The organism is Gracilibacillus sp. JCM 18860, assembly GCF_055395245.1.
On record NZ_AP043868.1, the window covers coordinates 82,011 to 106,298 of the forward strand.

Annotated in this window: 21 protein-coding genes; 16 read left to right on the forward strand and 5 right to left on the reverse strand. The window is 36.5% G+C overall.

Annotated elements, in window-relative coordinates; genetic code table 11:
- Positions 1-21: 21 nt before the first annotated feature.
- Positions 22-2,364: a nitrite reductase large subunit NirB gene (gene nirB, locus ACZ5R4_RS00465; RefSeq protein WP_464367957.1), complete on the reverse strand. Its 2,343-nt coding sequence runs from the start codon at positions 2,362-2,364 to the stop codon at positions 22-24.
- Between the two features lie 210 nt (positions 2,365-2,574).
- Between nirB (ACZ5R4_RS00465) and nirB (ACZ5R4_RS00470) the strand changes: the two genes are divergently transcribed.
- From nirB (ACZ5R4_RS00470) to ACZ5R4_RS00490, 5 genes are all read left to right on the forward strand, one after another.
- Positions 2,575-4,974 carry a nitrite reductase large subunit NirB gene (nirB, locus tag ACZ5R4_RS00470; protein ID WP_464367958.1) on the forward strand — a complete coding sequence of 800 codons (2,400 nt, stop codon included), beginning with the start codon at positions 2,575-2,577 and terminating at the stop codon, positions 4,972-4,974.
- Between the two features lie 17 nt (positions 4,975-4,991).
- Positions 4,992-5,330: a nitrite reductase small subunit NirD gene (gene nirD / locus ACZ5R4_RS00475; RefSeq protein ID WP_054787551.1), complete on the forward strand. Its 339-nt coding sequence runs from the start codon at positions 4,992-4,994 to the stop codon at positions 5,328-5,330.
- Between the two features lie 63 nt (positions 5,331-5,393).
- Positions 5,394-6,173, forward strand: a complete 780-nt coding sequence (cobA, locus tag ACZ5R4_RS00480) for a uroporphyrinogen-III C-methyltransferase (protein ID WP_109984561.1) — start codon at positions 5,394-5,396, stop codon at positions 6,171-6,173.
- Positions 6,174-6,184: 11 nt separating this feature from the next.
- The gene (locus tag ACZ5R4_RS00485) at positions 6,185-6,925 is read left to right on the forward strand and encodes a sirohydrochlorin chelatase (protein WP_109984560.1); all 741 of its coding nucleotides are present in this window, start codon (positions 6,185-6,187) and stop codon (positions 6,923-6,925) included.
- Between the two features lie 2 nt (positions 6,926-6,927).
- Positions 6,928-7,956 carry an anthranilate phosphoribosyltransferase gene (locus ACZ5R4_RS00490; protein WP_109984559.1) on the forward strand — a complete coding sequence of 343 codons (1,029 nt, stop codon included), beginning with the start codon at positions 6,928-6,930 and terminating at the stop codon, positions 7,954-7,956.
- A 54-nt stretch (positions 7,957-8,010) separates the two neighbouring features.
- Here the strand turns inward: ACZ5R4_RS00490 and ACZ5R4_RS00495 are convergent, their stop codons facing one another.
- Entirely contained in the window at positions 8,011-8,646 is a 636-nt protein-coding gene (locus ACZ5R4_RS00495; protein ID WP_464367959.1) for an NAD(P)-dependent oxidoreductase, read from the reverse strand.
- A gap of 136 nt (positions 8,647-8,782) precedes the next feature.
- Here ACZ5R4_RS00495 and ACZ5R4_RS00500 point away from each other — a divergent pair, with 136 nt between their 5' ends.
- The 8 genes from ACZ5R4_RS00500 (at position 8,783) to ACZ5R4_RS00535 (ending at position 15,869) form a co-directional block, all read left to right on the forward strand.
- Entirely contained in the window at positions 8,783-9,403 is a 621-nt protein-coding gene (locus ACZ5R4_RS00500; protein WP_054859609.1) for an alpha/beta hydrolase, read from the forward strand.
- 217 nt (positions 9,404-9,620) lie between these two features.
- Complete coding sequence (locus ACZ5R4_RS00505; RefSeq protein ID WP_109984557.1) at positions 9,621-10,016, forward strand: GntR family transcriptional regulator; 396 nt, start codon at positions 9,621-9,623, stop codon at positions 10,014-10,016.
- Positions 9,991-10,890: an ABC transporter ATP-binding protein gene (locus ACZ5R4_RS00510; protein ID WP_109984556.1), complete on the forward strand. Its 900-nt coding sequence runs from the start codon at positions 9,991-9,993 to the stop codon at positions 10,888-10,890. The genes ACZ5R4_RS00505 and ACZ5R4_RS00510 overlap by 26 nt, the downstream gene beginning before the upstream one ends.
- Complete coding sequence (locus tag ACZ5R4_RS00515) at positions 10,865-12,559, forward strand: hypothetical protein (protein WP_464367960.1); 1,695 nt, start codon at positions 10,865-10,867, stop codon at positions 12,557-12,559. The genes ACZ5R4_RS00510 and ACZ5R4_RS00515 overlap by 26 nt, the downstream gene beginning before the upstream one ends.
- A 52-nt stretch (positions 12,560-12,611) precedes the next feature.
- Positions 12,612-13,139 (forward strand): RNA polymerase sigma factor, encoded by a 528-nt coding sequence (locus ACZ5R4_RS00520; protein WP_054859605.1) that lies wholly within the window; start codon positions 12,612-12,614, stop codon positions 13,137-13,139.
- Positions 13,140-13,217: 78 nt separating this feature from the next.
- A complete protein-coding gene (locus ACZ5R4_RS00525) occupies positions 13,218-13,475 on the forward strand; it encodes a hypothetical protein (protein WP_054787471.1) in 258 nt (85 codons plus the stop codon).
- A gap of 349 nt (positions 13,476-13,824) precedes the next feature.
- Positions 13,825-14,865: a lactonase family protein gene (locus tag ACZ5R4_RS00530; protein WP_054859604.1), complete on the forward strand. Its 1,041-nt coding sequence runs from the start codon at positions 13,825-13,827 to the stop codon at positions 14,863-14,865.
- 128 nt (positions 14,866-14,993) lie between these two features.
- Complete coding sequence (locus ACZ5R4_RS00535) at positions 14,994-15,869, forward strand: YitT family protein (protein WP_109984554.1); 876 nt, start codon at positions 14,994-14,996, stop codon at positions 15,867-15,869.
- Positions 15,870-16,061: 192 nt separating this feature from the next.
- Here ACZ5R4_RS00535 and ACZ5R4_RS00540 read toward each other — a convergent pair whose 3' ends face one another.
- From ACZ5R4_RS00540 to htpG, 3 genes are all read right to left on the reverse strand, one after another.
- Positions 16,062-16,214, reverse strand: coding sequence for a DnaJ-like cysteine-rich domain-containing protein (locus ACZ5R4_RS00540; protein ID WP_181397538.1), 153 nt, complete (start codon positions 16,212-16,214; stop codon positions 16,062-16,064).
- A gap of 32 nt (positions 16,215-16,246) precedes the next feature.
- On the reverse strand, positions 16,247-18,184 hold the full coding sequence (locus tag ACZ5R4_RS00545) for an aconitate hydratase (RefSeq protein ID WP_277678824.1): 1,938 nt from the start codon (positions 18,182-18,184) through the stop codon (positions 16,247-16,249).
- A 253-nt stretch (positions 18,185-18,437) separates the two neighbouring features.
- Positions 18,438-20,318, reverse strand: a complete 1,881-nt coding sequence (htpG, locus tag ACZ5R4_RS00550) for a molecular chaperone HtpG (protein WP_109984552.1) — start codon at positions 20,316-20,318, stop codon at positions 18,438-18,440.
- A gap of 221 nt (positions 20,319-20,539) precedes the next feature.
- Between htpG and ACZ5R4_RS00555 the strand changes: the two genes are divergently transcribed.
- The 3 genes from ACZ5R4_RS00555 (at position 20,540) to ACZ5R4_RS00565 (ending at position 24,278) form a co-directional block, all read left to right on the forward strand.
- Positions 20,540-21,265 (forward strand): GntR family transcriptional regulator, encoded by a 726-nt coding sequence (locus ACZ5R4_RS00555; protein WP_109984551.1) that lies wholly within the window; start codon positions 20,540-20,542, stop codon positions 21,263-21,265.
- A gap of 458 nt (positions 21,266-21,723) precedes the next feature.
- Positions 21,724-22,920: a NupC/NupG family nucleoside CNT transporter gene (locus ACZ5R4_RS00560; protein ID WP_277679354.1), complete on the forward strand. Its 1,197-nt coding sequence runs from the start codon at positions 21,724-21,726 to the stop codon at positions 22,918-22,920.
- A 56-nt stretch (positions 22,921-22,976) separates the two neighbouring features.
- Positions 22,977-24,278 (forward strand): pyrimidine-nucleoside phosphorylase, encoded by a 1,302-nt coding sequence (locus ACZ5R4_RS00565; RefSeq protein WP_109984549.1) that lies wholly within the window; start codon positions 22,977-22,979, stop codon positions 24,276-24,278.
- The last annotated feature ends 10 nt before the right edge of the window (positions 24,279-24,288 follow it).

Sequence of the window (24,288 nt, forward strand, 5' to 3'; positions counted from 1 at the left end):
ATGATAAACTCCTTTAATAGTTTACGGTTGTGTTTGCTTAATCATTGCCTCTGTCCGCTTCCTTTGTTCTTCGACTAATGTGGCGAGTAAAAGGTTTTGTAATTCCTTGTTAAATAAAATCTCTCGAACATGTATGATGCCCATTCTGTTGATCCATGTAGAGATAGGTTCATTAAATTTAGCGGATTGCCTATAATATTGAAGGAGGGCAAGCAGCATTTTTCTTACTTCCTTTGTTGTTTTGCTTACATTTACAATAGTATGGTTCATTGTTTTCCGATCATTTATTTTTAACTCCCAGCCGTCCTTCGAAAGAATGATATGAATATCTGTAGTGTATCTATCCTTTTGGCAGCAACAGACTCTAATCGATAAGGAAGTCGGCATCCTTAAATATTCCGTCTGTTTTTCCACTTCTATCGCTAGCTGTGTCAAACTCTTTTTCTGGCAATCACATAAAAGATCATGACTTATTTGCACATTACTTAACATACGATCAGTGTAGGGATATAATTTCATCTGCAATTCCTCACAAATGTCGTCTAACTTCTCGACTGGAATTTGATGTAAGACAATACGTTGATGTTCGTTTATTTCAAGTGATGGTAACGCATATTTTAATGCGATTTCACTAATTCTTTTTAACTGTCTTGCTTCCACCATTCCCCCATAAAGCTGTGGAGAGATCGAATAGGTACCATTTTTTTGCTTGATAGCACTCCATCCTTTTTTTATATAAAATAGATCCTCACTAGGAGCTGTCTCTACATCTATCATTTCAAGGTAATATGCTAATGCCTCCTGACAATAAGAACAGCCATTGGCCTGAGACCAACCTAGTACTTGCCTGATCTGAACAACACTTGTTAAGCTGTTGGCTATGATAGTTTCTACCACCTGTTCTTCGGTGAGTGTTGTACATGAGCAGAAGTGATTAGATTCTATTGTGTTATCAAAGTAATCACTGTGTATATAGCGGATTAATTCATCGACAGTTGACTTACATCCACCACAAGAGCTAGAAGCTTTTGTACATTTTTTTACTTGTTCGATTGTTTGGAGATTGTGTGTAACTACTTGTTCGATGATTTGTGCCTTTGTGACATGATTACAAGTACAAACTTGTTCGTCTTTTGCTAATTGTGCTGCATAAGATTCGTTTATTTTTACGGGCATCATCAAGGTTTGCTTTTCCGGATCTGGAATAAACTTTTTCTTTTTTATTTGGTCTAGCAGCTTAGGTCCTGTTGAAATGTCCCCAAATAAGACGGTACCAATTAACTTATCCTTTCTGAAGAACATTTTTTTATAGGTTTGATTAATCTCATCGTGAGCTGTTATTGCTTTGACATCTTCGTTCTCGGTTATTTGTCCTGCGGAGAAAAGCTCAATACCAGAAGCTTTTAATCGTGTCGATAGTGTAGATCCCTGATAGGGGAGTGTCTTACACTGACATAAGTGTTTTGCTAAAATTTGAGCCTGTTCGTATAAAGGTTTTACAAGTCCGTATACTGTTCCATTATGTTCCGCACATTCCCCAAGGGCATAGATATCTTCTATATTCGTTTCCATGAAATCATTAATAACAATCCCTCTATTTGTTTTTATTCCAGCTTTTTTTGCTAATGCTACATTCGGCTTCACTCCTACCGCCATGACGATGAGATCTGTTTTTATTTCCGTGTTGTCTTTAAATCGAATTCCTTCTACTCGCTTATCCCCATATATTTCTGCTGTTTCTTTATGAAGCAATATATTTAAGCCTTGTTTAACTAAGGCATTTTGCACTAATTCCGCCGCTTTATTGTCCAATTGCTGATTCATAATACGGTCAGCTAAATGAATAACATCAACCTTCATTCCTAGATTCAGCAATCCTTGTGCCGCTTCAAGACCTAAAATACCTCCACCAACAACTGCTGCCTTGTTACTGTTTTTTGCTATTTTTAATATCTTTTTACAATCTTCGATCGTTCGAAAAGCTACGACACCATCTTTATCTGTACCTGGTATGGGAAGCATAAAGGGACTAGAGCCTGTCGCTATAATTAACTTATCAAAATGCACGGAACGCTTTTTAGTGGTGATTACCTCTTTTTGTTCTGGGTCGATTAGTATCACCGTTTCATTAGGATAAAGCAGTATGTCGTGTTTTTCGTACCATTCCCATGAATGCAAAGTAATTTCTTCAAATGAAGTTTTTCCTTGTAGCACTGAGGAAAGTTGAATTCGACTGTAATTAGTATACGGTTCTGAACCGAAGACCGTGATGTCGTAAAGGTCTGGGTTCTCTTGGATAAGGTATTCCATACACTTTATTCCGGCCATACCATTCCCGATGAGAACTAGCTTCATCTTGTTCATCAGGTTCCCTCCTTAAATTTATCGAATCCTTTGAAGGGAAGACTATCATTGTTTTACTGTCTTTGTCTTAAAGGTTGTCAGGATATATTACAGAAAAATTCTGTTGTCTAAAAAGGAAAAAGAATGTTAGAAAAGTTAACAATTAAATGGAAACCCTCTTAGTATCGCGTTAATCTAAACACAAGTTAAAACGAAATTGGGGGACAGACAATGGAGAAGAAAAAGCTTGTTTTAATAGGTAACGGTATGGCAGGAGTTCGCACTATTGAAGAAATTCTGAAATTGTTACCAGATCAATTCGATATCACCGTCTTTGGAAAGGAACCTTATCCAAACTATAATCGAATTCAATTATCTAAAGTATTGCAAGGAGATACAGAGCTTAGTGACATTACATTAAATGAATGGCAATGGTATGAAGATCACAATATTCGTTTATACCCCGGAGAAACAGTTACGAGCATTGATAAAGCTAATCAAATTATTTATACCGATAAAGGTAAACAAACCCCTTATGATCAATTAATTATCGCAACAGGTTCTAATCCATTTATGCTGCCACTGCCTGGGATCGAAAAGGAAGGGGTTACCGCATTTCGAGACATACAAGACTGTGAGGAAATGATCACGGCCTCTCGTCAGTATAAACGCGCTGCTGTTATCGGGGGTGGGTTATTAGGCCTAGAAGCAGCTCGTGGATTGTTGAATTTAGGGATGGAAGTAGATGTCATTCATATCGCGGATTATTTAATGGAGCGCCAATTAGACCGTACAGCTGGTAAGCTTTTACAAGAAGAATTAGAAAAACAAGGAATGAATTTCTTACTAGAAAAGCAGACAACAAAAATTTTAGGGAAGAAAAGAGTGACAGGTCTACAATTTAAGGACGGAAATAAAATAATGGCTGATCTTGTCGTAATGGCAGTAGGGATTAAACCAAATGTGCAATTAGCAATGGAATCAGGAATTCAAGTAAATAAAGGAATCGTTGTCAATGATCATATGCAAACAAATGTTCCAAACATTTATGCAGTAGGGGAATGTGCCGAACATAATGAGATGGTTTATGGATTAGTTGCTCCTTTATATGAACAAGGTCAAGCTTTAGCAAAACATATATGTGGCATGAACCATCAAGGTTATAAAGGGTCCGTACTATCCACTCAATTAAAAGTTTCCGGTGTGAATGTTTTTTCAACTGGAATTATCAATGAAACAGAGCAAACAAAAACAATAAAGCTATTCGATGAATGGAGAAATACTTATAAGAAAATTCTGATACAACAGGATAAGTTAGTTGGTGCCGTTCTTTTTGGTGATACGAAAGAAGGAACAAAATTATTAAGCCTGATCAAAAAGAAAGCGATGGTAAATGAATATCTTGAGAGCACTCAAAATAAGGATAAGGATGAAAGTGTTGTTGCTTCAATGAGTGACGAGGAGGTTATCTGTGGATGTAATGGGGTATCTAAGGGAACCATTGTAAATGCTATTAAAAATCAAGGGTTAAAAACAGTGGAAGAAGTAAAGGGATATACCAATGCATCTCGTTCGTGTGGTACATGTAAGTCACTTGTAGCTGACTTATTAACCTATACTTTAGGTGACGATTATCAATCAGAGGAGAAGGAAACCATTTGTGCATGTACGGATCTGACAAGAGATGAAGTTATTGCAGAGATTAAACAAAAAAATTTAACACATACTCGTGAAGTAATGAACGTATTAGGATGGAAGTCAGAGGAAGGCTGTTCTAAATGTAAACCAGCCTTAAATTATTACTTAGGGATGATTCATCCAAAAGAATATGAGGATGAGCGGGAGTCTCGCTTTGTTAATGAAAGACTGCATGCGAATATTCAGAAGGATGGAACATATTCGGTTGTGCCAAGAATGTATGGTGGGGTAACGAATGCAGCAGATTTAAGAAAAATTGCAGATGTGGCAGAAAAGTATGATGTTGGCATGATTAAATTAACTGGTGGACAACGCATTGATTTACTCGGTGTTAAAAAAGAAGATTTACCACATGTTTGGGATGATTTAGGAATGCCATCAGGATATGCCTATGGAAAATCGATACGAACAGTTAAAACATGTGTTGGATCAGAATTTTGCCGTTTTGGGACACAAGATTCTACAGGGATGGGAATCCAATTAGAGAAAAAATTTGAAGGATTGAATACACCACACAAAGTAAAAATGGGTGTCTCTGCTTGCCCACGAAATTGTGCGGAAAGTGGGATTAAGGATGTTGGGGTTGTAGGTTTAGATGGTATTTGGGAGATCTATGTAGGTGGAAATGGTGGGACTGACTTACGAAAGGCAGAGCTGCTTGTTAAAGTAAAGACAGAGGATGAGGTGTTGGAGTATACGGCTGCCTTTTTACAGTATTATCGTGAAAATGCGAGGTATTTAGAAAGAACGTCACATTATGTGGAGCGTGTTGGTTTAGAACATATAAAAGAGGTAGTGATGGATGAAGAGAGTCGTAAAACCCTAAATGAAAGAATGGAAGAAGCACTGAATGTATATCAAGAGCCTTGGAATCAAGTTTTGGAAAATGAAACGATATTAAAAGATCTATATGAAAAAGTGGTAGCGAAATAATGGATGGAGGAATGAGGATGGAACAAACAAATCGAAAAGTTTTCGTAGGTAATTATCATGAGCTACCAGAACGTATCGGTAAAACGGTCATTTTAGAAGATAAAGAGCTTGCTATATTTAAGCTTGCAAATGGCGAAGTTCGTGCAATAGAAAACCGCTGTCCACATAAAGGTGGCGTTTTAGCAGAAGGTATGGTAAGTGGGGAGCATGTATTTTGTCCGTTACATGACTGGAAGATTAATATGAAAAGTGGTCTTGTAGAGGCACCAGATGAAGGCTGTGTACAAACATATGAAATTTTAAAAGAACACGATCAAGTATATGTACTTGTTCCTGCTCGAGTAATAAATAGCTAAATCGGAAGGAAAGTGTAGAATTATCGGCACTTTCCTTCACTTTTTCAATAGGAGGTATTAAAAATGACAAAAGTGTATATAGTTGGAGCAGGTCCTGGTGATCCAGAGCTTATAACGATTAAGGCGATGAAATGTATTCAGAAGGCGGATGTCATTCTTTATGACCGTCTCGTTAGCAGAGAATTATTAAAAGAAGCGAAGCAAGAGGCAGAACTTATTTACTGTGGAAAGCTGCCAAAGCTGCATGTTATGAAACAAGAGTCGATCCAGCATTTATTAGTCAAATATGCAAAAAAAGGGAAAACTGTGGTAAGATTAAAAGGCGGAGATCCGTTTGTTTTTGGGCGAGGAGCCGAGGAAGCAGAAGCATTAGCAAGACATGGAATTTGTTTTGAAGTGGTCCCAGGTATAACCTCAGGTATAGCGGTACCAGCATATGCCAATATTCCGATAACACACAGGGATTTTGGTAGGTCCTTTGCAGTCGTTACTGGTCACTGCAAAAAAGGTTTACCAGAAGAGATAAACTGGTCCCAATTGGCGAATTCTGTGGATACGATCGTTATCTATATGGGAATGAGTCATCTTTCCTATATTACCATGAGCTTAATAGAGGGTGGTAGAGCTGACACCACGCCAGTTGCCATTATTCAAGAAGGAACGACACCAGACCAAAGAATAGTTACTGGAACATTAAGTACCATTGCAATGCTCGTCCAACAACATAACATAAAAAATCCAGCCATCATTGTAGTTGGAGAGGTAGTCCGTATTGGAGAGAGGCTAAAACAACTGAAGCATCATCCACAAATAACTGATGCAAGAATAGTGGAAGCATATTAGGAGTGACCAAAGTGAAAGCAGTTATATATATTTGTCATGGAAGTAGAGTGGAAGAATCAAAGAAAGAGGCCTTTCAATTAATAGATAAGGTCAAACAACAAGTAGATATTCCGATCCAAGAGACCTGTTTTTTGGAGCTTCAGGAGCCAGATTTATCAGAAACGGTTCATAAAATCGTGGCAAAAGGTGTAACACAAATAACCATTGTTCCTATTCTTTTATTAACAGCAGGCCATGCAAAGCACGATATACCTAAAATGATCGAAGAGGAAAGAAATAAATATCCTCAAATAGTATTCAGGTATGGTCGACCAATTGAAATAGAGCCGAAGATGATCACAATAGTAGAAGATCATATTAAGAAAACAACAGACGAAACAGAAAAATTTGATATCCTGTTCGTGGGGAGAGGAAGTAGTGATCCACAAGCAGTGAATGATACAGAGACATTAGTCGAAATGTTAAGAGAAAAGTTCCCAAATAATCTCATCGAAAAATGTTTCTTAGCAGCGAGCTCCCCGAAGTTTGAAAAAGTATTAACTGAAAAGATTAATAAACAAAAAAAGTCTGTTCTAGTTGTTCCGTATCTACTTTTTACTGGATTATTAATAAAAGAAATCAAGCAGTTTCTAGAGAAATTAACCCTAGCAGACGAACAGGAATTACTGATGACAGAATATTTAAGTCAACATGAGTTATTGTCAGACATCTTAAAGGATCGTGTCTTAGAAGTAACGGAAGGGATGGAGTAAAATTGCAGCAATGGTTGAAAGAGGTAGCCCGTGGGAAAAAAGGGGCGAAAGACTTAAGGTATGAAGACAGTTTAAAAATAGCACAAAGTATCCTATCAAATGAGGCAACAGATGCACAAATAGCAGCATACCTTGTGGCAGAACGTATTAAGACAGAAAGTCCAGAAGAATTATTAGCTTTTATTCATACATTACGTCAAAAATCTGATAGCCTTCGCTTAAACAGGAAAATAACAGATCAACTCATAGATTTTGCAGGTCCTTATAATGGTAGAAATTCTTTCGCTGCCACCATTCCTGTCTCTCTTTTACTAGCAGAATATAATATTCCTGTTAGCTTAGCAGCGAGTGACTCCTTACCTCCCAAATATGGAACCTCTATAAAAGCAATTATGGAGCAATTGGGCTGGGTAAATATGGATAAAGTAGAAATGATGATTTATGAGGAGAATTTTACTTTCTTGGATGCAGAGAAATACTGTCAACCACTTGCTAGGATTAGAAAAATTCGAGAGGAAATAGGTATTCGAACACTTTTTAACACGGTGGAGAAATTGGTTAATTTATCTGGTGCTAAAAATATTATGCTAGGAGCTTTTCATAGAACGGCTATCCATAAGTTGAATGAGGTCTTTAAGCAATTAGAATACGAAAATGTTTATATCGTCCAGGGGATGGAAGGATCGGAGGATGTCCCCGTTCATCGAAATAGTTTTGTTTTTCATTGGAAACGTGAAAATCTAGATTCTTTTACTATAAAACCAGCAGATTTTGGTTTAGAGAATAAAAATTTTGATAAGAAAGAAAAGCTTAACGCAAAGCAACAAGCGAGGATCATCCGCTCTATTTTATCCGGTGAAAAAGATGAGAATTTTACTTATTATTATAATCAAGTGTTATTAAATGCAGGATTACGTTATTACCTATTTCATATAACCCCTACCATACATGATGGAATTCAGATAGCTAAAGAGCAATTAAATAGCGGTCGAGTAATAGAGATAATCGATCGATGGGAGAAGAAATCATAAAAAAATACTGCACCTATGGTAAGTGATTATCGAACCATTGTGTGCAGTTTATTACTAGTGCTTTTTTTTATTATGGAAAAGGTACTGTTCTTTTAGCATGTTTAAGAAATTTTTTTGTTCCTCTACTTTATAAATAGGTTTATTTACTATCTTTTCCAATAGTTCTATTCTAATGTTTGAACCTACCTTCGCTTGCTTCAGTAATGATCTCGCTTGATGAAGGAAGTCAATATATGTTTCATAATCCTCGGGAAAATCATGCTCTAGCTGTGCTTTTATTTTTTTCGCAAGTATGGGACTTGAACCACCGGTGGAAATAGCGATTTGGAGTTTTCCTCGTCTAAGTGCAATAGGGAATTCTATTTCCCCCTTGCTTGCGTGGTGCGTTGCATTAACCCAAGCGTGTTTAGGTTTATGATCAAGAATCATCTGATTCACACTCGAACAATTAGTGGCAATGATGATGACATCATAATAAGGTAAATCAGAAGGAGAACATTCTTTCTTTATCCAGTTTAAATCATAGTGTTGAATCATTTGTCGCAATCCTTCTGTTATGCTAGGACTGATTAGTGTGGGTTTTATTCCATATTCTACCAATCTACATGTTTTTCTTTCCGAAATTTGACCGCCACCGATAATGACCACTTTTTTATTGGATAATGACACCATCATTGGTATTTTTGTCATACAATCATCTCCGTGATTTCATTGTATTATCAATTATCTGACAAGGCAAGCTGTTTGACAAGTGTTTGTCGCTTTTCTAAAATGGAGGAAGAATCAATATTTCGAATTCGAGACTTTAAGAAGAAAGGAAGATTGTATGAAGCATATATTTAAAGAAGGTAAGCACTTATCTGGTCCAACTTTTTTACTGCTGCATGGAACTGGTGGTACAGAAAATGATTTATTACCTTTAGCTGAGATAATAGATCCTGATACTAATGTGCTAAGTGTGAGAGGAAATGTTTTAGAAAATGGCATGCCGCGATTTTTTAAAAGGCTTGCGGAAGGCATTTTTGATGAAGAGGATCTTATATTAAGAACGGATGAGCTGTACCAATTCCTTAGTGAAGCTGCAGATAACTATGGTTTTGATCGAAAGCAAGTGATCGCCATTGGTTATTCTAATGGAGCGAATATTGCAGCTAGTTTACTATTCCATTATCAAGATGGGCTAGCTGAAGCAATTCTTCATCACCCTATGGTGCCTAGGAGAGGAATCGGCCTCCCGGACTTGACTAATACTAAGGTGTTTATCACAGCTGGACGCAATGATCCATTATGTACAGAACAAGAGTCGTTGGATTTAGAAAAAATACTTAGCCAAAATGGAGCGTCTGTACAAATACATTGGGAAAATAATGGTCATCAATTATCCCGAACAGAGGTAGAAGCTGCAAAGACATGGTATGAAAAAAATCGAGATATAGCTGAAGGATAAAGATAATACTGAATATGACTATAAAAAATGATGTACAATCGCCAAAGCTAACGGTAGCTAACGAACGATTCTAATAATTATTAGATCGTTCGTTTTTTAATTTTTTTTGTAAAAATGCTTGAAAAGAATTTTTTTTCGATTATAATATAACTGTACTAAATATATTAATACAGTTAATACAATTCATACACACCATACAGTGAAAGGTAGGGGTGAAATGCTGGAACTTGATCTAAGAAGTAGAAAGCCAATCTATGAGCAGTTAATAGACAAATTTAAACAATTAATCATCCATGATGTACTTAAGCAAGATGAAAAGCTACCTTCAGTTCGTATGCTGGCTCAGCAATTATCTATTAATCCGAACACTATTCAAAAAGCGTATCGAGAACTTGAAGCACAAGGATATATCTATTCTGTGAAGGGGAAAGGAAGTTTTGTAAATTCTATGGTGCCAGAAGCAAATCATGCCGAAATAAAAAAAGTAAAAGAACAATTAAAAAAACAAATAGCGGAAGCATTATATATTGGATTAACCGTTGAAGATTTAAAAGAGATATTGAATGAAATCATTGGGGGTGCGCATCATGATCCAAATACAAAACGTGAATAAGCGATATCGTAAGGAAATGGTATTAAATGATGTATCCCTAATGATAAACAAAGGTTCTATTTACGGATTACTCGGATCGAATGGTGCCGGAAAAACAACTTTGTTAAAAACAATTGCTGGAATTTTCAAACAAAATAGTGGAGCAATCGAGATAGAACGGAAAGCAATTTTTGAAAATATTTCATTGAAAGAACGACTAATCTTTATTCCTGATACGTTATTTTTTTATTCACATTATACCGTAGAGCAAATGGCAAGCTTTTATGAAAATATCTATCCAAAATGGAATAAAGAACGTTTTAACCAAATGCAAAAGCTCTTAGATTTAAATCCTAACAAGAAGATCCATCGTTTTTCAAAAGGGATGCAACGTCAAGTAGCTTTTTGGTTAGCGCTTTGTGCCATGCCAGATTACCTCATTTTAGATGAGCCATTCGATGGTTTAGATCCTGTAATTCGCAAAAAAATAAAATCATGGATGATCCAGGATGTAGCAGAAAGACAAATGACGGTTATGGTTTCCTCTCACAACTTAAAGGAAGTAGAGGATATATGTGACGCTGTTGGAATTTTACATCGCGGTAAATTACTTCTCGAAAAAGATTTAGATGACTTAAAGTCAGATATTCATAAAGTGCAATTAGCATTTAAACAAGATGTGTCAGAAGAATTATTCCAAGATCTACAGCTATTACATCATGAAAAGCGAGGAAGTGTTCATATTTGTATCGTAAGAGGCGAATATGAGGGGATAGAGGCAAAGGTATCCACATACGATCCTGTTGTTTTTGATATTTTGCCACTAACTTTGGAGGAGATTTTCATCTACGAAATGGAGGGTGCGGGGTATGCAATCGAGAACATTCTACTTTAAAAAAGAACTATTAAAACAAAGCTTTCGTTCTACTGGATGGATCGGCATTGCATACTTTGTTGTTCTTGTTTTCTTATTTCCTTTACAGATTTTAATGAATGTGAAAAGTGAAGAACTGCAGCATGACCCTTTATATTATGAAGGAGTAGAAAATATCTTTGAAACAAATGGTGTCTTGCATGCTTTATTAATGATTACCGTACCAGTACTAGCAGCATTGTTTGCTTTTCGTTATTTACAAGTTAGAGGCTTTGCTGACTTTGTCCACAGTCTACCTATAAAAAGGAGCAGTTTATTTCATCAGCATTTTATGATGGGGTATTTAAATCTTCTTATCCCATTACTTCTAAATGGATTATTGATGTACATGATGGAAAGAACGATGAATGTAGATGAATTTTTTAGTACTCATGATATTGGTTCATGGTTAATCTATTCGATTGTAATGGTCAGTATCATCTATTCCTTTACGGTTTTGGTAGGAATGATAACAGGTATTTCCGCTGTGCAGCTTGTCTTAAGCTATATCTTTCTCATCTTTCCAGCAGGCATTTTGACACTTCTGTACAGAAATCTGGGAATGTTACTTAAAGGGTTCAGCCCGGGTATTAATTGGCAGGATCAAGCATACCGGTTTTCACCGATTTCACGGAGTATCGAAATGTCTAATTCTGAAGTAAAGGATGTAGAGCTATGGATTTTCTCAATTCTCGCTATCGTATGTTATGTTCTTGCATTAGTCCTATATCGAGTACGTTCGATTGAAGCAGCATCTCAAGCATTAGCGTTTCCATTTCTGAAGCCGATATTCAAATTTGGTGTGACATTTTGTTTTATGCTATTAGGTGGTGCCTACTTTGAATCTGTACCAGGAAACTACATCGGCTGGATCACTTTTGGTTATATATTTGGTGCATTTTTAGGTTACCTGTTAGCTGAAATGCTGATTCAAAAAACCTGGAGAATTTGGGGGAAGTGGAAGGGGTTAATGATTTATATTAGTATCTCCATGATCGTACTTGCTTCCATTGTATTTGATTGGTTTGGCTATGTCGATCGTGTACCACAAGCACATTCCATTGAAGGAATAGAGGTTATTGATGAAATGATGTTTCATCACAATGCTTTAGATCTGGAGATAGATGACCCGAGCATAATGACAGCTAAAGCCGATATAGAGGCAATTCTTGACTTACATGAAGCACTGATAGCCTCAGATCTAGTAAAAGAAAACACCCAATACCATAAAGATTATATTTCCAAATTGTACTTCACTTATTACTTGGAAAATGGTAATAAGATGAAACGACAATATTATGTTCCAGATACAGCGGAGTTTAAAGAATTGCTAGCTCCGATTTATGAAGAAGAAGTTTTTAAGAAAATGAACCGACCATGGTTATTTTTGGATAAAGCCGATTATAGTCAAATAACGATACATGTTAGGGATAGGGAACCACAAAACATCTTTGATCCGAGAATGATAGAACAAATCGTTGAACAGATTAGAAAAGATTATTTGGCTTTAAATTATGAAGAAGTACAGCAAATAAGCAATGCTACAGTTATGATCGATTTGATTTTGGATGAGCAGGGGAACTTTTTCTATATGGAAGTACCATCATCATATGAGAACACTTTAGAATTTATCTCAGAGAATTTTAATTAAGACTCCATAACAGAACAATGAATGAAATGGAAAGGATGTGAACAACAGGATCATGTTACAGACCAAAAGTTTTGATCAAATGGTTGAGAAATATCAAGAAATGATGTTTTTTACTGCTGTAAAAATATTACACGATCGACAATTAGCAGAGGATGCAGTCCAAGAGGCATGGATTAAAGTGTTTCGTTTCCAAATAAAGCTTGAAAAAATTGATCAATTAGGTGCATGGTTACGCACAATAATATCTCGTACAGCTATCGATTTGTTAAGAAAAGAAAAACGATCCAGATCTGTTCTCTTAGATGAAGAGACGACTTTAGAAAACACTACATTATGTGCAACGGAGCATATTGAAAAGTCTCTCGATATCCAATGTACTATGGAAGAAATATCGGAATGCTTATGTAAAGCGAGTAAAAAGATACAAGCAGTTTTTCATATGAAATTTATTAAAGGATTTCAGGATGCCGAAATAGCAGAAGTGTTAGGAATCACTCAATCTGCTGTAAAAACAAGGTTATTTCGTGCAAGACAATTAATAAAAAAGCAAGGGATATATGAAATGCAGCCAGGGGCCTAAACAAAGCTTCTGGTTTTTTCTTTTCGAGAAAAGGTATATAATAATTAAGGAATACGGATACAATAAAGGATGACTACGATGAGTTTTGCAATTTATGTTGTGCTTCCATGGATATTTTTATGCTTATTTGTGATTGGGGTAGTGATAAGCCTCTGGAAGCGAATGCCTTATTGGTGGGGATTTCTGAGCTGTGCTGCAGGAGTTATTATCTACCTTATAGGAAATGAAATGGTTGGTGGATATAACGGAATGAGTCTTAGCTTAATCGGTGCATTACCATTCACCATAGGGTTATTTATTTTGTTTTTCTTGTTTATTGGTGATAAATTCAAATAATCCATTTTTTGCTCAGGATAAGTGATGGAGAAGTGGAAAAACTAACTGTGTACCCAATTGAAATAGGAGGGATACACATGAGAAAAAGATTTGCTGTTTTGCCAATGTTAGCGTCTGTCGGTATTGGAGCATATGCTTATTATCAAATGCGTAGAGGGAAAAATCAGACCAATATGGGCCAATTTTAATGGATGAGGTTGGATGGCGTCTAATCAGATGATGATTAGCTATCTCTGCAATAACCCGGACTTTCAAAGTTCGGGTTATATCCATTTAGCCTCATATTAGATCATTGGAAGCGATTCTGCTATAATGTTAACCATACATATTAAAGAAATGAGGTATTTTTATGGGGAATAATCGTTCTATAGGATACATCGGAGCTTATACAAAAAAAGAGAGCAAAGGTGTCTATCGTTTTGAATTAAATTATGAAGCAAAAAAAATTGAGAATGTCGAACTGGCGGCTGAGTTAGATAATCCAACCTATGTCACGGTTAGTGAAGATAACCAAAATTTATATGCTGTCGCTAAAGAAGGAGATAGTGGTGGCGTTACTGCTTTTCGAATTAATGAAGAAGATGGAAGACTAGAAAAATTAAACAGTCAAGCAACTCCTGGATCTGCTCCTTGTCACGTTAGTGTTAATCGCGACAAAAGCTTAATCGTATCCGCTAATTATCATACAACGCAAGTAGAAGCATTTTTAACAAATGATGACGGATCATTACAACCATCAAAAGCCCAGGAACACGAAGGTAGTGGTCCCCATGAGCGTCAGGAGAAACCGCACCTTCATTATGCTGGATTTACACCAGATGAGCAGTTTGTCATTGTAGTAGATCTAGGAACAGATACGATTACGACTTATCGTCCTGTAAATGGAGAATTAAAGGAAGTGAATGTTCTAAAAACAAAGGCTGGAAGTGGTCCGCGACATATTGCCTTTCATCCAAATGGCAAGTTTGCCTATGTCATGACAGAATTAAGTAATGAGGTTATCGCTTTACGTTACGAAGAAGGTAAATTCGAAGAGGTACAATATCTTTCTGCGATCCCAGAAGATTTTACGGAAAACAGTCAAGGAAGTGCTATTCATCTATCCTCTGATGGACAATTTGTTTACGTTGGCAATCGTGGACATAATTCCATTGCTAGTTATAAGGTTAATGAAGATAATACACTTACCTTTATCGAATGGACAAGCACAGAAGGAGATTGGCCGAGAGACTTTGTACTAGATCCAACGGAGAAATTCGTCGTTGCTTCTAATCAAGAATCAGGTACATTAACATTGTTTGAACGAGATCAAGAAACTGGACAACTCTCTTTACTTCAAAAAGATGTAAAAGCACCTGAAGCAGTTTGTGTCAAATTCTTAAATGACTAATGAGGGAAGTAGTTCGATTAGGGTGACCAATCATTCATACCTGATCGAACTATTTTTTTGTTATATGGTATTTAAGGGATCTAGCAGAACAATCATGGAACGATAAAAAAGAGTAGAGGATGTTGAGGATGAAAAACAAGACAAAATCGAAAAAAACACGAATTATTATAAAGATGATAAGAGGATTTTTGATTATAGTGGGAGCATTTATCACTGCCTATGGATTAGAAGCTGTATTAATTCCTAACAGTGTATCAGATGGTGGGGTAACGGGCCTCAGTATTGTTGGATCACAGTTAATTGGCTTACCCCTTGGTATATTAATTGCAATATTAAATATTCCCTTCGTTTTTCTCGGGTATAAGCAGATAGGAAGGAGCTTCGCCATATATTCTGTCATTGGAATTGCTTCCCTTGCCATTAGTACAAGTGTGATGCACCACATACCTCCCATTATTGAAGGTGATACACTATTAGTTACTGTAATTGGTGGTATTATTATTGGATTTGGTATGGGGCTTGCCTTACGTAATGGTGGTGCCTTAGACGGAATTGATATGCTAGCAGTACTGCTTTCAAGAAAATCTCCTTTTGGAACAAGTGATCTTATCCTGTTTTTAAATTTATTCGTTTTTGTTGTTGTATCATTTGTGTTTGGTCTTACTGGAGCCTTTTTATCAGGTATAGCTTATTTTATAGCCTCTAAAGTGATACATATAGTAGAGGAGGGGCTTAGTGGCTCTAAAACCTTTAAAATTATTACGAGCAAGCCAGAATTAATGGTAGAAACTATTCGTGATCGCTTAGGGCGTAGCGCTACATTTAATTTAGTTCAAGGCGGTTATTCCAATGAAGAATTTAAAGAGATTACTTGTGTTATTAACCGATTAGAGGAAAGTAAAATAAAAGAGATTATTCAGGAAATTGATGAAAGTGCTTTTGTAATCGTATATGATGTGGCGGAAGTAAAGGGTGGAAACTTTAGGAAAATAAATATTCATTAATAGCGAATGTGGATGGAACAAATAAATAGTAAAGAAGGAATAATCCGAACCTTTCTGTCAAAATAGCTCGTTTTTCGTGGCAGGGCTCTAGCTCATGCCGTTCCCATAGGTAGCTACGTATTTTGCCTACGATTAATCAGAAGATTGTTCGGATTTATTCTCCTTATTTAGCTATGTCGCTGACTTATGCGATTAATCAATGATGCGATTATTTGGATCGGTTTCTCTCATTTCTTTTTCTTCATAACGGGATACAAAACCATCACCATTACAAATGGTACAAGTATAGTGCCATTCCTCATCATCCATTAGTAGCCCGGAACCTTCACACGCTTTACATCTCATTTCTTGTGACCCCAACTATATTCATTCCCTTCTTATACTTTTTTGTATTTAATCCAATTAATCACTCCACCTTGAAGTATAAGCTCAATATGTCTTTTCGTTAAATCATGCTCTACTTCAATCATCTCATCAGTGTCTTTTATCCTTACATTTATTTTTTCTAGTTTTTTCAAGGAATCATGCACATTTTGAAATTGTAAGATCGAGCCTTTTTCGATTTTTTTATAATCCTCTTTATTAGCGAATCTTAGTGGCAGAATCCCGAAATTAATCAAATTCTGTAAATGTATTCGTGCAAAGTCTTTTACTAACACCACTTTTAGCCCTAGATATCTTGGGGCTAGTGCGGCATGCTCACGACTGGAGCCTTGCCCATAGTTAATTCCAGCAATAATTGCATGACCATGATCATCTCTAGCCTTCATAGCTCTTTCGTAATAGGTGTCATCAACAATTTCAAAAGCAAAGGTACTAATCCTTTGAATATTACTTCGATATGGAAGAACACGTGATCCTCCAGCCAAAATTTCGTCTGTGGAAATATTATCTCCCATTTTTAATAATATAGGAACCTCGAAATTGTTTTCGATCGGTGCAAAGTCAGGAATCGATGTAATGTTTGGGCCTTTCTCCAGCGAGATTTTATCATTCGAATTTGGTGGTGCTTCAAGCATTCCAGCATCAGGAAACTCTGTCGGCTCCTTTATAAGCGGGTAGTCCATTTCTAAAGTTCTCGGGTCCGTAATCACACCATGTAAAGCGGAGGCTGCTGCTGTTTCTGGACTGCATAAAAATACACTATCTTCTCTCGTACCAGATCGACCTGGAAAGTTACGCGGAGTGGTTCGTAAGCTATTACGATCCGTTGCAGGCGCTTGTCCCATTCCAATACAGCCATTACAACCTGCTTGATGCATTCTTGCTCCAGCTCCAATTAACTGGGCAATATAGCCATCTTTCACTAGTTGCTCTAACAATTGTCTGGATGTCGGATTAATATCAAGTGAAACCCCTGGAGTGATTTGCTTGTCCTTCACAATTTCAGCTGCAATTGCAAAATCTCGGTATCCAGGATTGGCAGAGGATCCTATATAAGATTGGTAAATGGGTTCTCCAGCTATTTCAGATACAGGTACCACCTTATCGGGACTAGAAGGTTTTGCAATTAATGGTACCAGTGTCGATAAGTCGATTTCATCTTCTTCATCATAAGTAGCTCCATCGTCAGCTTTTAATTCGATCCAATCTTCTTCACGTCCTTGTTGGGTTAAAAAATCTTTGATAATGTGATCAGATGGAAATACAGTAGAAGTGGCACCTAATTCTGCGCCCATATTAGCAATGACATGTCGATCCATTGCAGAAAGACTTTCTAAACCAGGTCCGTAATATTCTAAGATTTTACCAACACCACCTTTGACACTATGACGACGTAACATTTCTAGAATAACATCCTTAGCACTAACCCAATCTGGTAACTTGCCAATGAGCTTGATTCCCATAACTTTAGGCATTTTTACATGGTAAGCCTCACCTGCCATTGCCATGGCCACATCAATCCCGCCCGCACCAATAGCTAGCATTCCCATACAACCATTCGCACAGGTATGGCTGTCAGAACCAAGTAATGTTTTACCTGGCTTTGCTAAACGTTGCATATGAACGGGGTGACTAACACCATTTCCAGGTCGACTGTAATAAACACCGAACTTTTGAGCGGCACTTCTTAGGAAAAGGTGATCATCTGCATTACGGTAGTCCTCTTGGATTAGATTATGATCCACATATTGAGCAGAAGCTTCAGTTTTTACTTGATCAAGTCCCATAGCTTCAAGCTCCAGCATGACCATTGTTCCAGTAGCATCCTGTGTTAACGTCTGGTCTATTTTTAATCCAATTTCCTTACCGACTTCCATGTCACCTGATACGAGATGTGATGCTATTAATTTATGTGCAACATTCTTCGCCAATTTTCTCCCTCCTTAAATAGGTTGATAACAGTACATTTTATTTTTACTATTTCACTTTTGGGAAATATTAAACATGGAAAATAATAAAATTAAGTGAATATGTGGAAAGGTGAGGTTGTTCGAAATAGTAATTTTCATGAGGCTAGCTACAAATACAAGAAAAAATAAATAATGTTGGTACATGTAGCAAGCTTTAGAGATTTTTTACAATAAAAAAGGCCACCCTTCGAGTAGGGAGGCCTTTTTCAACCAATTAAACCATTACTTTGCACATATCGTTAGTTAGAGCAACAGGGTCCTCAACCGGAAGACCTTCTATAAGCAATGCTTGGTTATATAAGATATTAGTATAGAGCTTGACTTTTTCTTTGTCTTTTTGTTGTGCATGGATTAAAGCCTGAAAAATGTCGTGCTTGTTATTAATCTCTAAAACCTTATTCGCTTCAACGTTTTGACTATCTGGCATTTGCTTCAATACTTTTTCCATTTCAATTGAAACATCACCCTCAGCTGATAAGCAAACAGGATGAGATTTTAAACGGGTGGAGAGTCGAACATCCTTTACTTTATCACCAAGTATTTCTTTCATCTCTGTAAGTAAGTCTTTATGCTCTTCTTTTTGTTTTTCTGCTTCTTTTTTTGATTCCTCGTCTTCTAAATTCAAATCACCACTAGATACAGATTTGAACTCTTTTTCTTCGTACGACATCAACATTTTAATCGCAAATTCGTCTACCTCATCTGTGAAATATAAAATCTCATAGCCTTTATCTTTGACCATTTCAGTTTGAGGGAGTTTTTCGATACGTTCATGTGATTCTCCAGTCGCATAATAAATGTGCTCTTGATCCTCTGGCATACGCTCGACATATTCTTTCAAGCTAACTAATTTGTTCTCACTAGAGGAATAGAATAGTAACAAATCTTTAAGCTTGTCCTTGTTCGCGCCAAAATCACTGTATACACCAAACTTTATTTGACGACCAAATGCATCGTAAAACTTTTCATACTTTTCACGGTCATTTTTTAACAAGCTTTGTAAGTGATTTTTAATTTTCTTTTCAATATTTTTGGCAATTAGCTTTACTTGACGATCCTGTTGTAAAATTTCACGAGAAATGTTTAATGATAAATCTTCAGAATCGACGATCCCTTTGACAAAACTAAAATAATCTGGCAATAAATCAGCACATTTATCCATAATTAATACGCTATTAGAGTATAACTCTAAACCTTTTTCAAATTCTTTAGAATAGTAGTCAAAAGGTAACTGCTCAGGGATATATAAAATCGATTGAAATCTTACCATGCCGTCTACACTTATATGGAGATGGCTTAATGGTTGGTCAAATCCGAAGTGCTTTTCTTGATAAAATGCTTCGTAATCTGCATCTGTTAACTCTTGTTTATTTTTTCGCCAGATCGGGACCATGCTGTTAACCGTTTGTTCTTCTGTCACATCTACTAATTCTTCTTCATTATCTTCTTTTGGACGTTTTTCAGTAATATCCATCTTAATCGGATAACGAATAAAATCTGAATATTTTTTTATAATAGATTGAAGACGATGCTCTTCTAAAAATTCATCGTAATTTTCCTCATCTGCGTTTTCTTTTAATTGAATAATAATTTCTGTTCCAACATCCTCTTTGTTATGTGGTTCAATTGTGTAACCATCTTCCCCGTCAGACTCCCATTTGTAGCCTTCTTCGCCATGTAAAGGACGAGTATAAACCGTTACTTTGTCTGCTACCATAAAGGAGGAGTAGAAACCGACACCGAATTGACCGATAATTTCTTGACCATCCTTCATCTCTACTTCATTTTTGAAGGCTAAGGAACCACTTTTGGCAATCGTACCTAAGTTTTCTTCTAATTCCTCTTTTGTCATACCTATTCCAGTATCCTTAACGGTTAGTGTACGCTTATCTTTATTAGGCTCGATACGAATATAGTAATCATCCTTATTAAAGGAGATACTGTCATCCGTTAATGCTTTATAATAAATTTTATCAATAGCATCACTAGCATTCGAAATTAGTTCACGTAAGAAGATTTCTTTCTGTGAATAAATGGAATGGACCATCATTTCTAAAAGTCGTTTAGACTCAGCTTGAAATTGTTTTTTCTCCATTGTTCATTTCCTCCCTTAAACGATTTATATGTAACTTAGCACTCCATACGTCAGAGTGCTAACACATAATAATTATCACAAAAGTATTGGTGTGTCAAGCATAAGAACGATTTGACTTCAAGCTACTGATCGCTTATTTTAGAAAGTATCAGAATTTTTTATCATTTATGCTATGATATAAATATGACAAACGTCCGTACAAACAAACAGGGGGGATTCGTATGGCCTTTGATTACCAAACGCCTCGATACATATATGTGATAGAGCAAATCAAAACGAAAATAAATGAAGGGGAATTAGAAGCTGGAGAACGATTACCGTCTGAAATGGAATTGGCCAAGCAGTTAAATGTTTCCCGTAACACATTAAGGGAAGCACTTAGGATTTTAGAAGAAGAAAATGTCATTATACGAAGACACGGTATTGGTACGTTTATAAACAAAAAGCCTGTTTTTTCAGGCGGGATAGAAGAGCTATTTAGTATTACAGATTTCATTAAAAGAGAAGGGAAAGAACCTGGGACAGAATTATTATTCCATGGAGCAAAACAAGCGCTTAGTGAGGATAAAATGGAATTACAGCTGAGTACAGATGAGAATGTATATCTGGTCAAACGAGTTAGAACAGCAGATAGTGAGCCACTTGTTTACTGTATTGATAAAATTCCCTTGTCCTTAGTCGGGGAAGATTTTCATTTTAATCAACAATCGATGCTTCAGTCACTACAAGAAGAAAAAGGGATAACGATCAGCTATGCAAAAGCAGAAATAAAAACAATTGGTTATCATGACGAGATTTCTAAAATATTGAATAGTGATAAAAATCAACCATTATTGATTTTGAAGCAGATCCATTACGATCTTCATGACAAACCTATATTGTATTCGATTAATTTTTTCCGATCTGATCAGGTCAGTTTTAGTGTATTTCGAAAGCGTTTATTTTAATGCCATTCCATTGGGGATGGTTTTTTTATACATTAGGAAAGCATAAAAATTTTGAAGTTCAATCAAAGTACAAGAAAAGCTAACTCATCCTCTAAAGGACGAGCGAAGTACGAAGTTTTTCTATTGTAAAGAAAACTGGAAAACTTGTCCAAAGATAGAGGGATAGGGAACACGCTCCTTATTACTATTGCTAATGTCCCATTCGGAACATTATCTAAAAATAGTTGTTGACTTGTAGGACGTCTAACCTTTATAATGATTTCGTACCCATAGAAAGGGGTTTCATTTATACAATAGAGACTATTCATATTCTACAGAGGTGAATTGACGATGTGGAATTACATCTCTTAGTATAAAAGTATGGAAGTGCATTCGCTAACGGACGTGTGAGTAGAAGTATTTTAGCGTAGAAAGTGGTAGGACGTCCAATCAATAAATAAACGAAAGGGGATAGCCACATGAACTTATTGTGGGGAATATTAGGTATAGTCGTTATATTAGGACTTGCCTTACTACTATCATCAAAAAAGAAAGCGATTAACATTCGGACAATATGCGGTGGATTAGCCATACAAATTCTATTCGCATTTATTGTATTAAAGTGGGAGGCAGGTCAATCAGCATTACAATGGTTTACTTTACGTGTACAGGATATTATTAACTATGCTAATGAGGGAATCAGTTTTCTATTTGGTTCGTTAGCAAATAGTGAAGAATTTGGTTCGATTTTTGCGTTTCATGTGCTACCAATTATTATTTTCTTTTCATCGTTAATATCTGTTCTTTATTATTTAGGTATAATGCAGTGGATCATCAAAATACTCGGTGGAGGTTTATCTAAATTATTAGGGACAAGTAAGTCTGAGTCCATGTCTGCTGCGGCTAATATTTTTGTTGGTCAAACAGAAGCACCGCTTGTTGTACGACCATTTCTAAATAAGATGACACAATCCGAATTATTTGCTGTCATGACCGGTGGATTGGCGTCGGTGGCAGGATCAGTACTTGTTGGTTATTCGCTTCTAGGAGTCCCATTAGAATATTTACTAGCAGCGAGTTTTATGGCAGCACCAGCAGGTCTTATTATGGCAAAAATAATGGTACCGGAAACAGATAAATCTGTCACAACAGACCATATAGAAATTGAAAAAGATCAAGAGTCTGTTAACGTGATTGATGCGGCGGCAAAAGGAGCATCAGACGGACTGAAATTGGCACTGAACGTTGGTGCGATGTTACTAGCCTTTATTGCACTGATCGCATTAATTAATGGTATTCTCGGTATTTTTGGTGATATTACCTTAGAAACGATTTTGGGATATGTATTTGCCCCAATCGCATTTGCAGTAGGAGTACCTTGGAGTGAAGCAGTTATCGCTGGTGGATTTATTGGACAAAAGCTTGTATTAAACGAATTTGTTGCCTATGCATCCTTTGCACCTGAAATGGCGAATCTATCTGATAAGACAAATTTAATTGTAAGTTTTGCTTTATGTGGGTTTGCAAACCTGAGCTCCATGGCTATTCTACTCGGTGGTTTAGGAGGATTAGCGCCAAATAGACGTAAAGACATTGCGAAACTCGGTATAAAAGCAGTAGCAGCTGGTATGCTAGCATCATTATTAAGTGCTGCGGTAGCAGGTATGTTTTTCTAAATGAACATTGAAAGCATTCGTATCTAGATATTTTATATTTGAAGGGAAGAAGAAATATGAGAATGGTAGACTTAATTGTGAAAAAAAGAGACGGTAAGGAATTAACTAAAGATGAAATTGATTTTATGATCAAAGGATATACAAAGGAAGAAATACCTGATTACCAAATGTCGGCAATGGCCATGGCATTATATTTTCAAGGAATGACAACAGAAGAGAGAGTTCACTTAACTATGGCAATGGTACAATCTGGAGATCAAGTCGATTTATCAGATATTCAAGGTATTAAGGTGGATAAGCATTCTACAGGTGGAGTTGGAGATACAACCACTTTAATTTTGGCACCCTTAGTAGCTTCTGTAGGTGTCCCAGTTGCAAAAATGTCTGGTAGAGGGCTTGGACATACAGGTGGAACACTTGACAAGTTAGAATCCATTGATGGTTTTCAAGTAGAATTAACTGCAGAAAGGTTCAATCAACTGGTAAATGAGCATAATATAGCTGTAGTTGGACAAAGCGGAAACCTCACTCCTGCTGATAAAAAGCTATATGGTTTACGTGATGTAACAGCAACAGTCAATTCTATTCCATTGATTGCTAGCTCGATTATGAGTAAAAAAATTGCAGCAGGAGCAGATGCTATTGTATTAGATGTAAAAACAGGGTCAGGGGCATTTATGACTGATTTAGAAGATGCTAAAGCTTTAGCTAGGGCAATGGTTGACATTGGTAATGGAGCGGGACGAGAGACGGTTGCCGTAATTTCAGATATGAATCAGCCGCTTGGATTTGCAGTAGGTAATGCATTAGAAGTAAAAGAAGCCATCGATACCTTGCAAGGTAAAGGTCCAAAGGATTTAGAAGAATTATGCCTTACCTTAGGTAGTCAAATGGTCTATTTAGCCAAAAAGGCAAAATCCATTGAAGAAGCAAGAGAAATGTTAAAAGATGCAATTCATTCAGGTAAAGCTATTGATAAGTTGAAAACCTTTGTGAGCTCTCAGGGAGGTAATCCTTCTGTAATTGATCATCCGGAGAAACTACCTAAGGCAGAATACACGATAGAAGTGAAGGCAAAAGCTTCCGGCACGATTAATCGCATTTCTGCCGATGAAATAGGCACAGCAGCAAGTCTTCTTGGAGCTGGTCGTTTAACAAAGGATTCTCAAATTGATCTGGCTGTAGGTGTCGAGTTGCAGAAAAAATTAGGTGACAAAGTAAAAACTGGTGATACTATAGTCACCATTCATAGTAATACCCCTAATATAAATGATGTGGAAGAAAAGATTCAACAAGCCTATACAATCTCTGATAAAGCGCATTATGCTATACCATTGATATATGATATTATTCATTAATTTTTTAAGA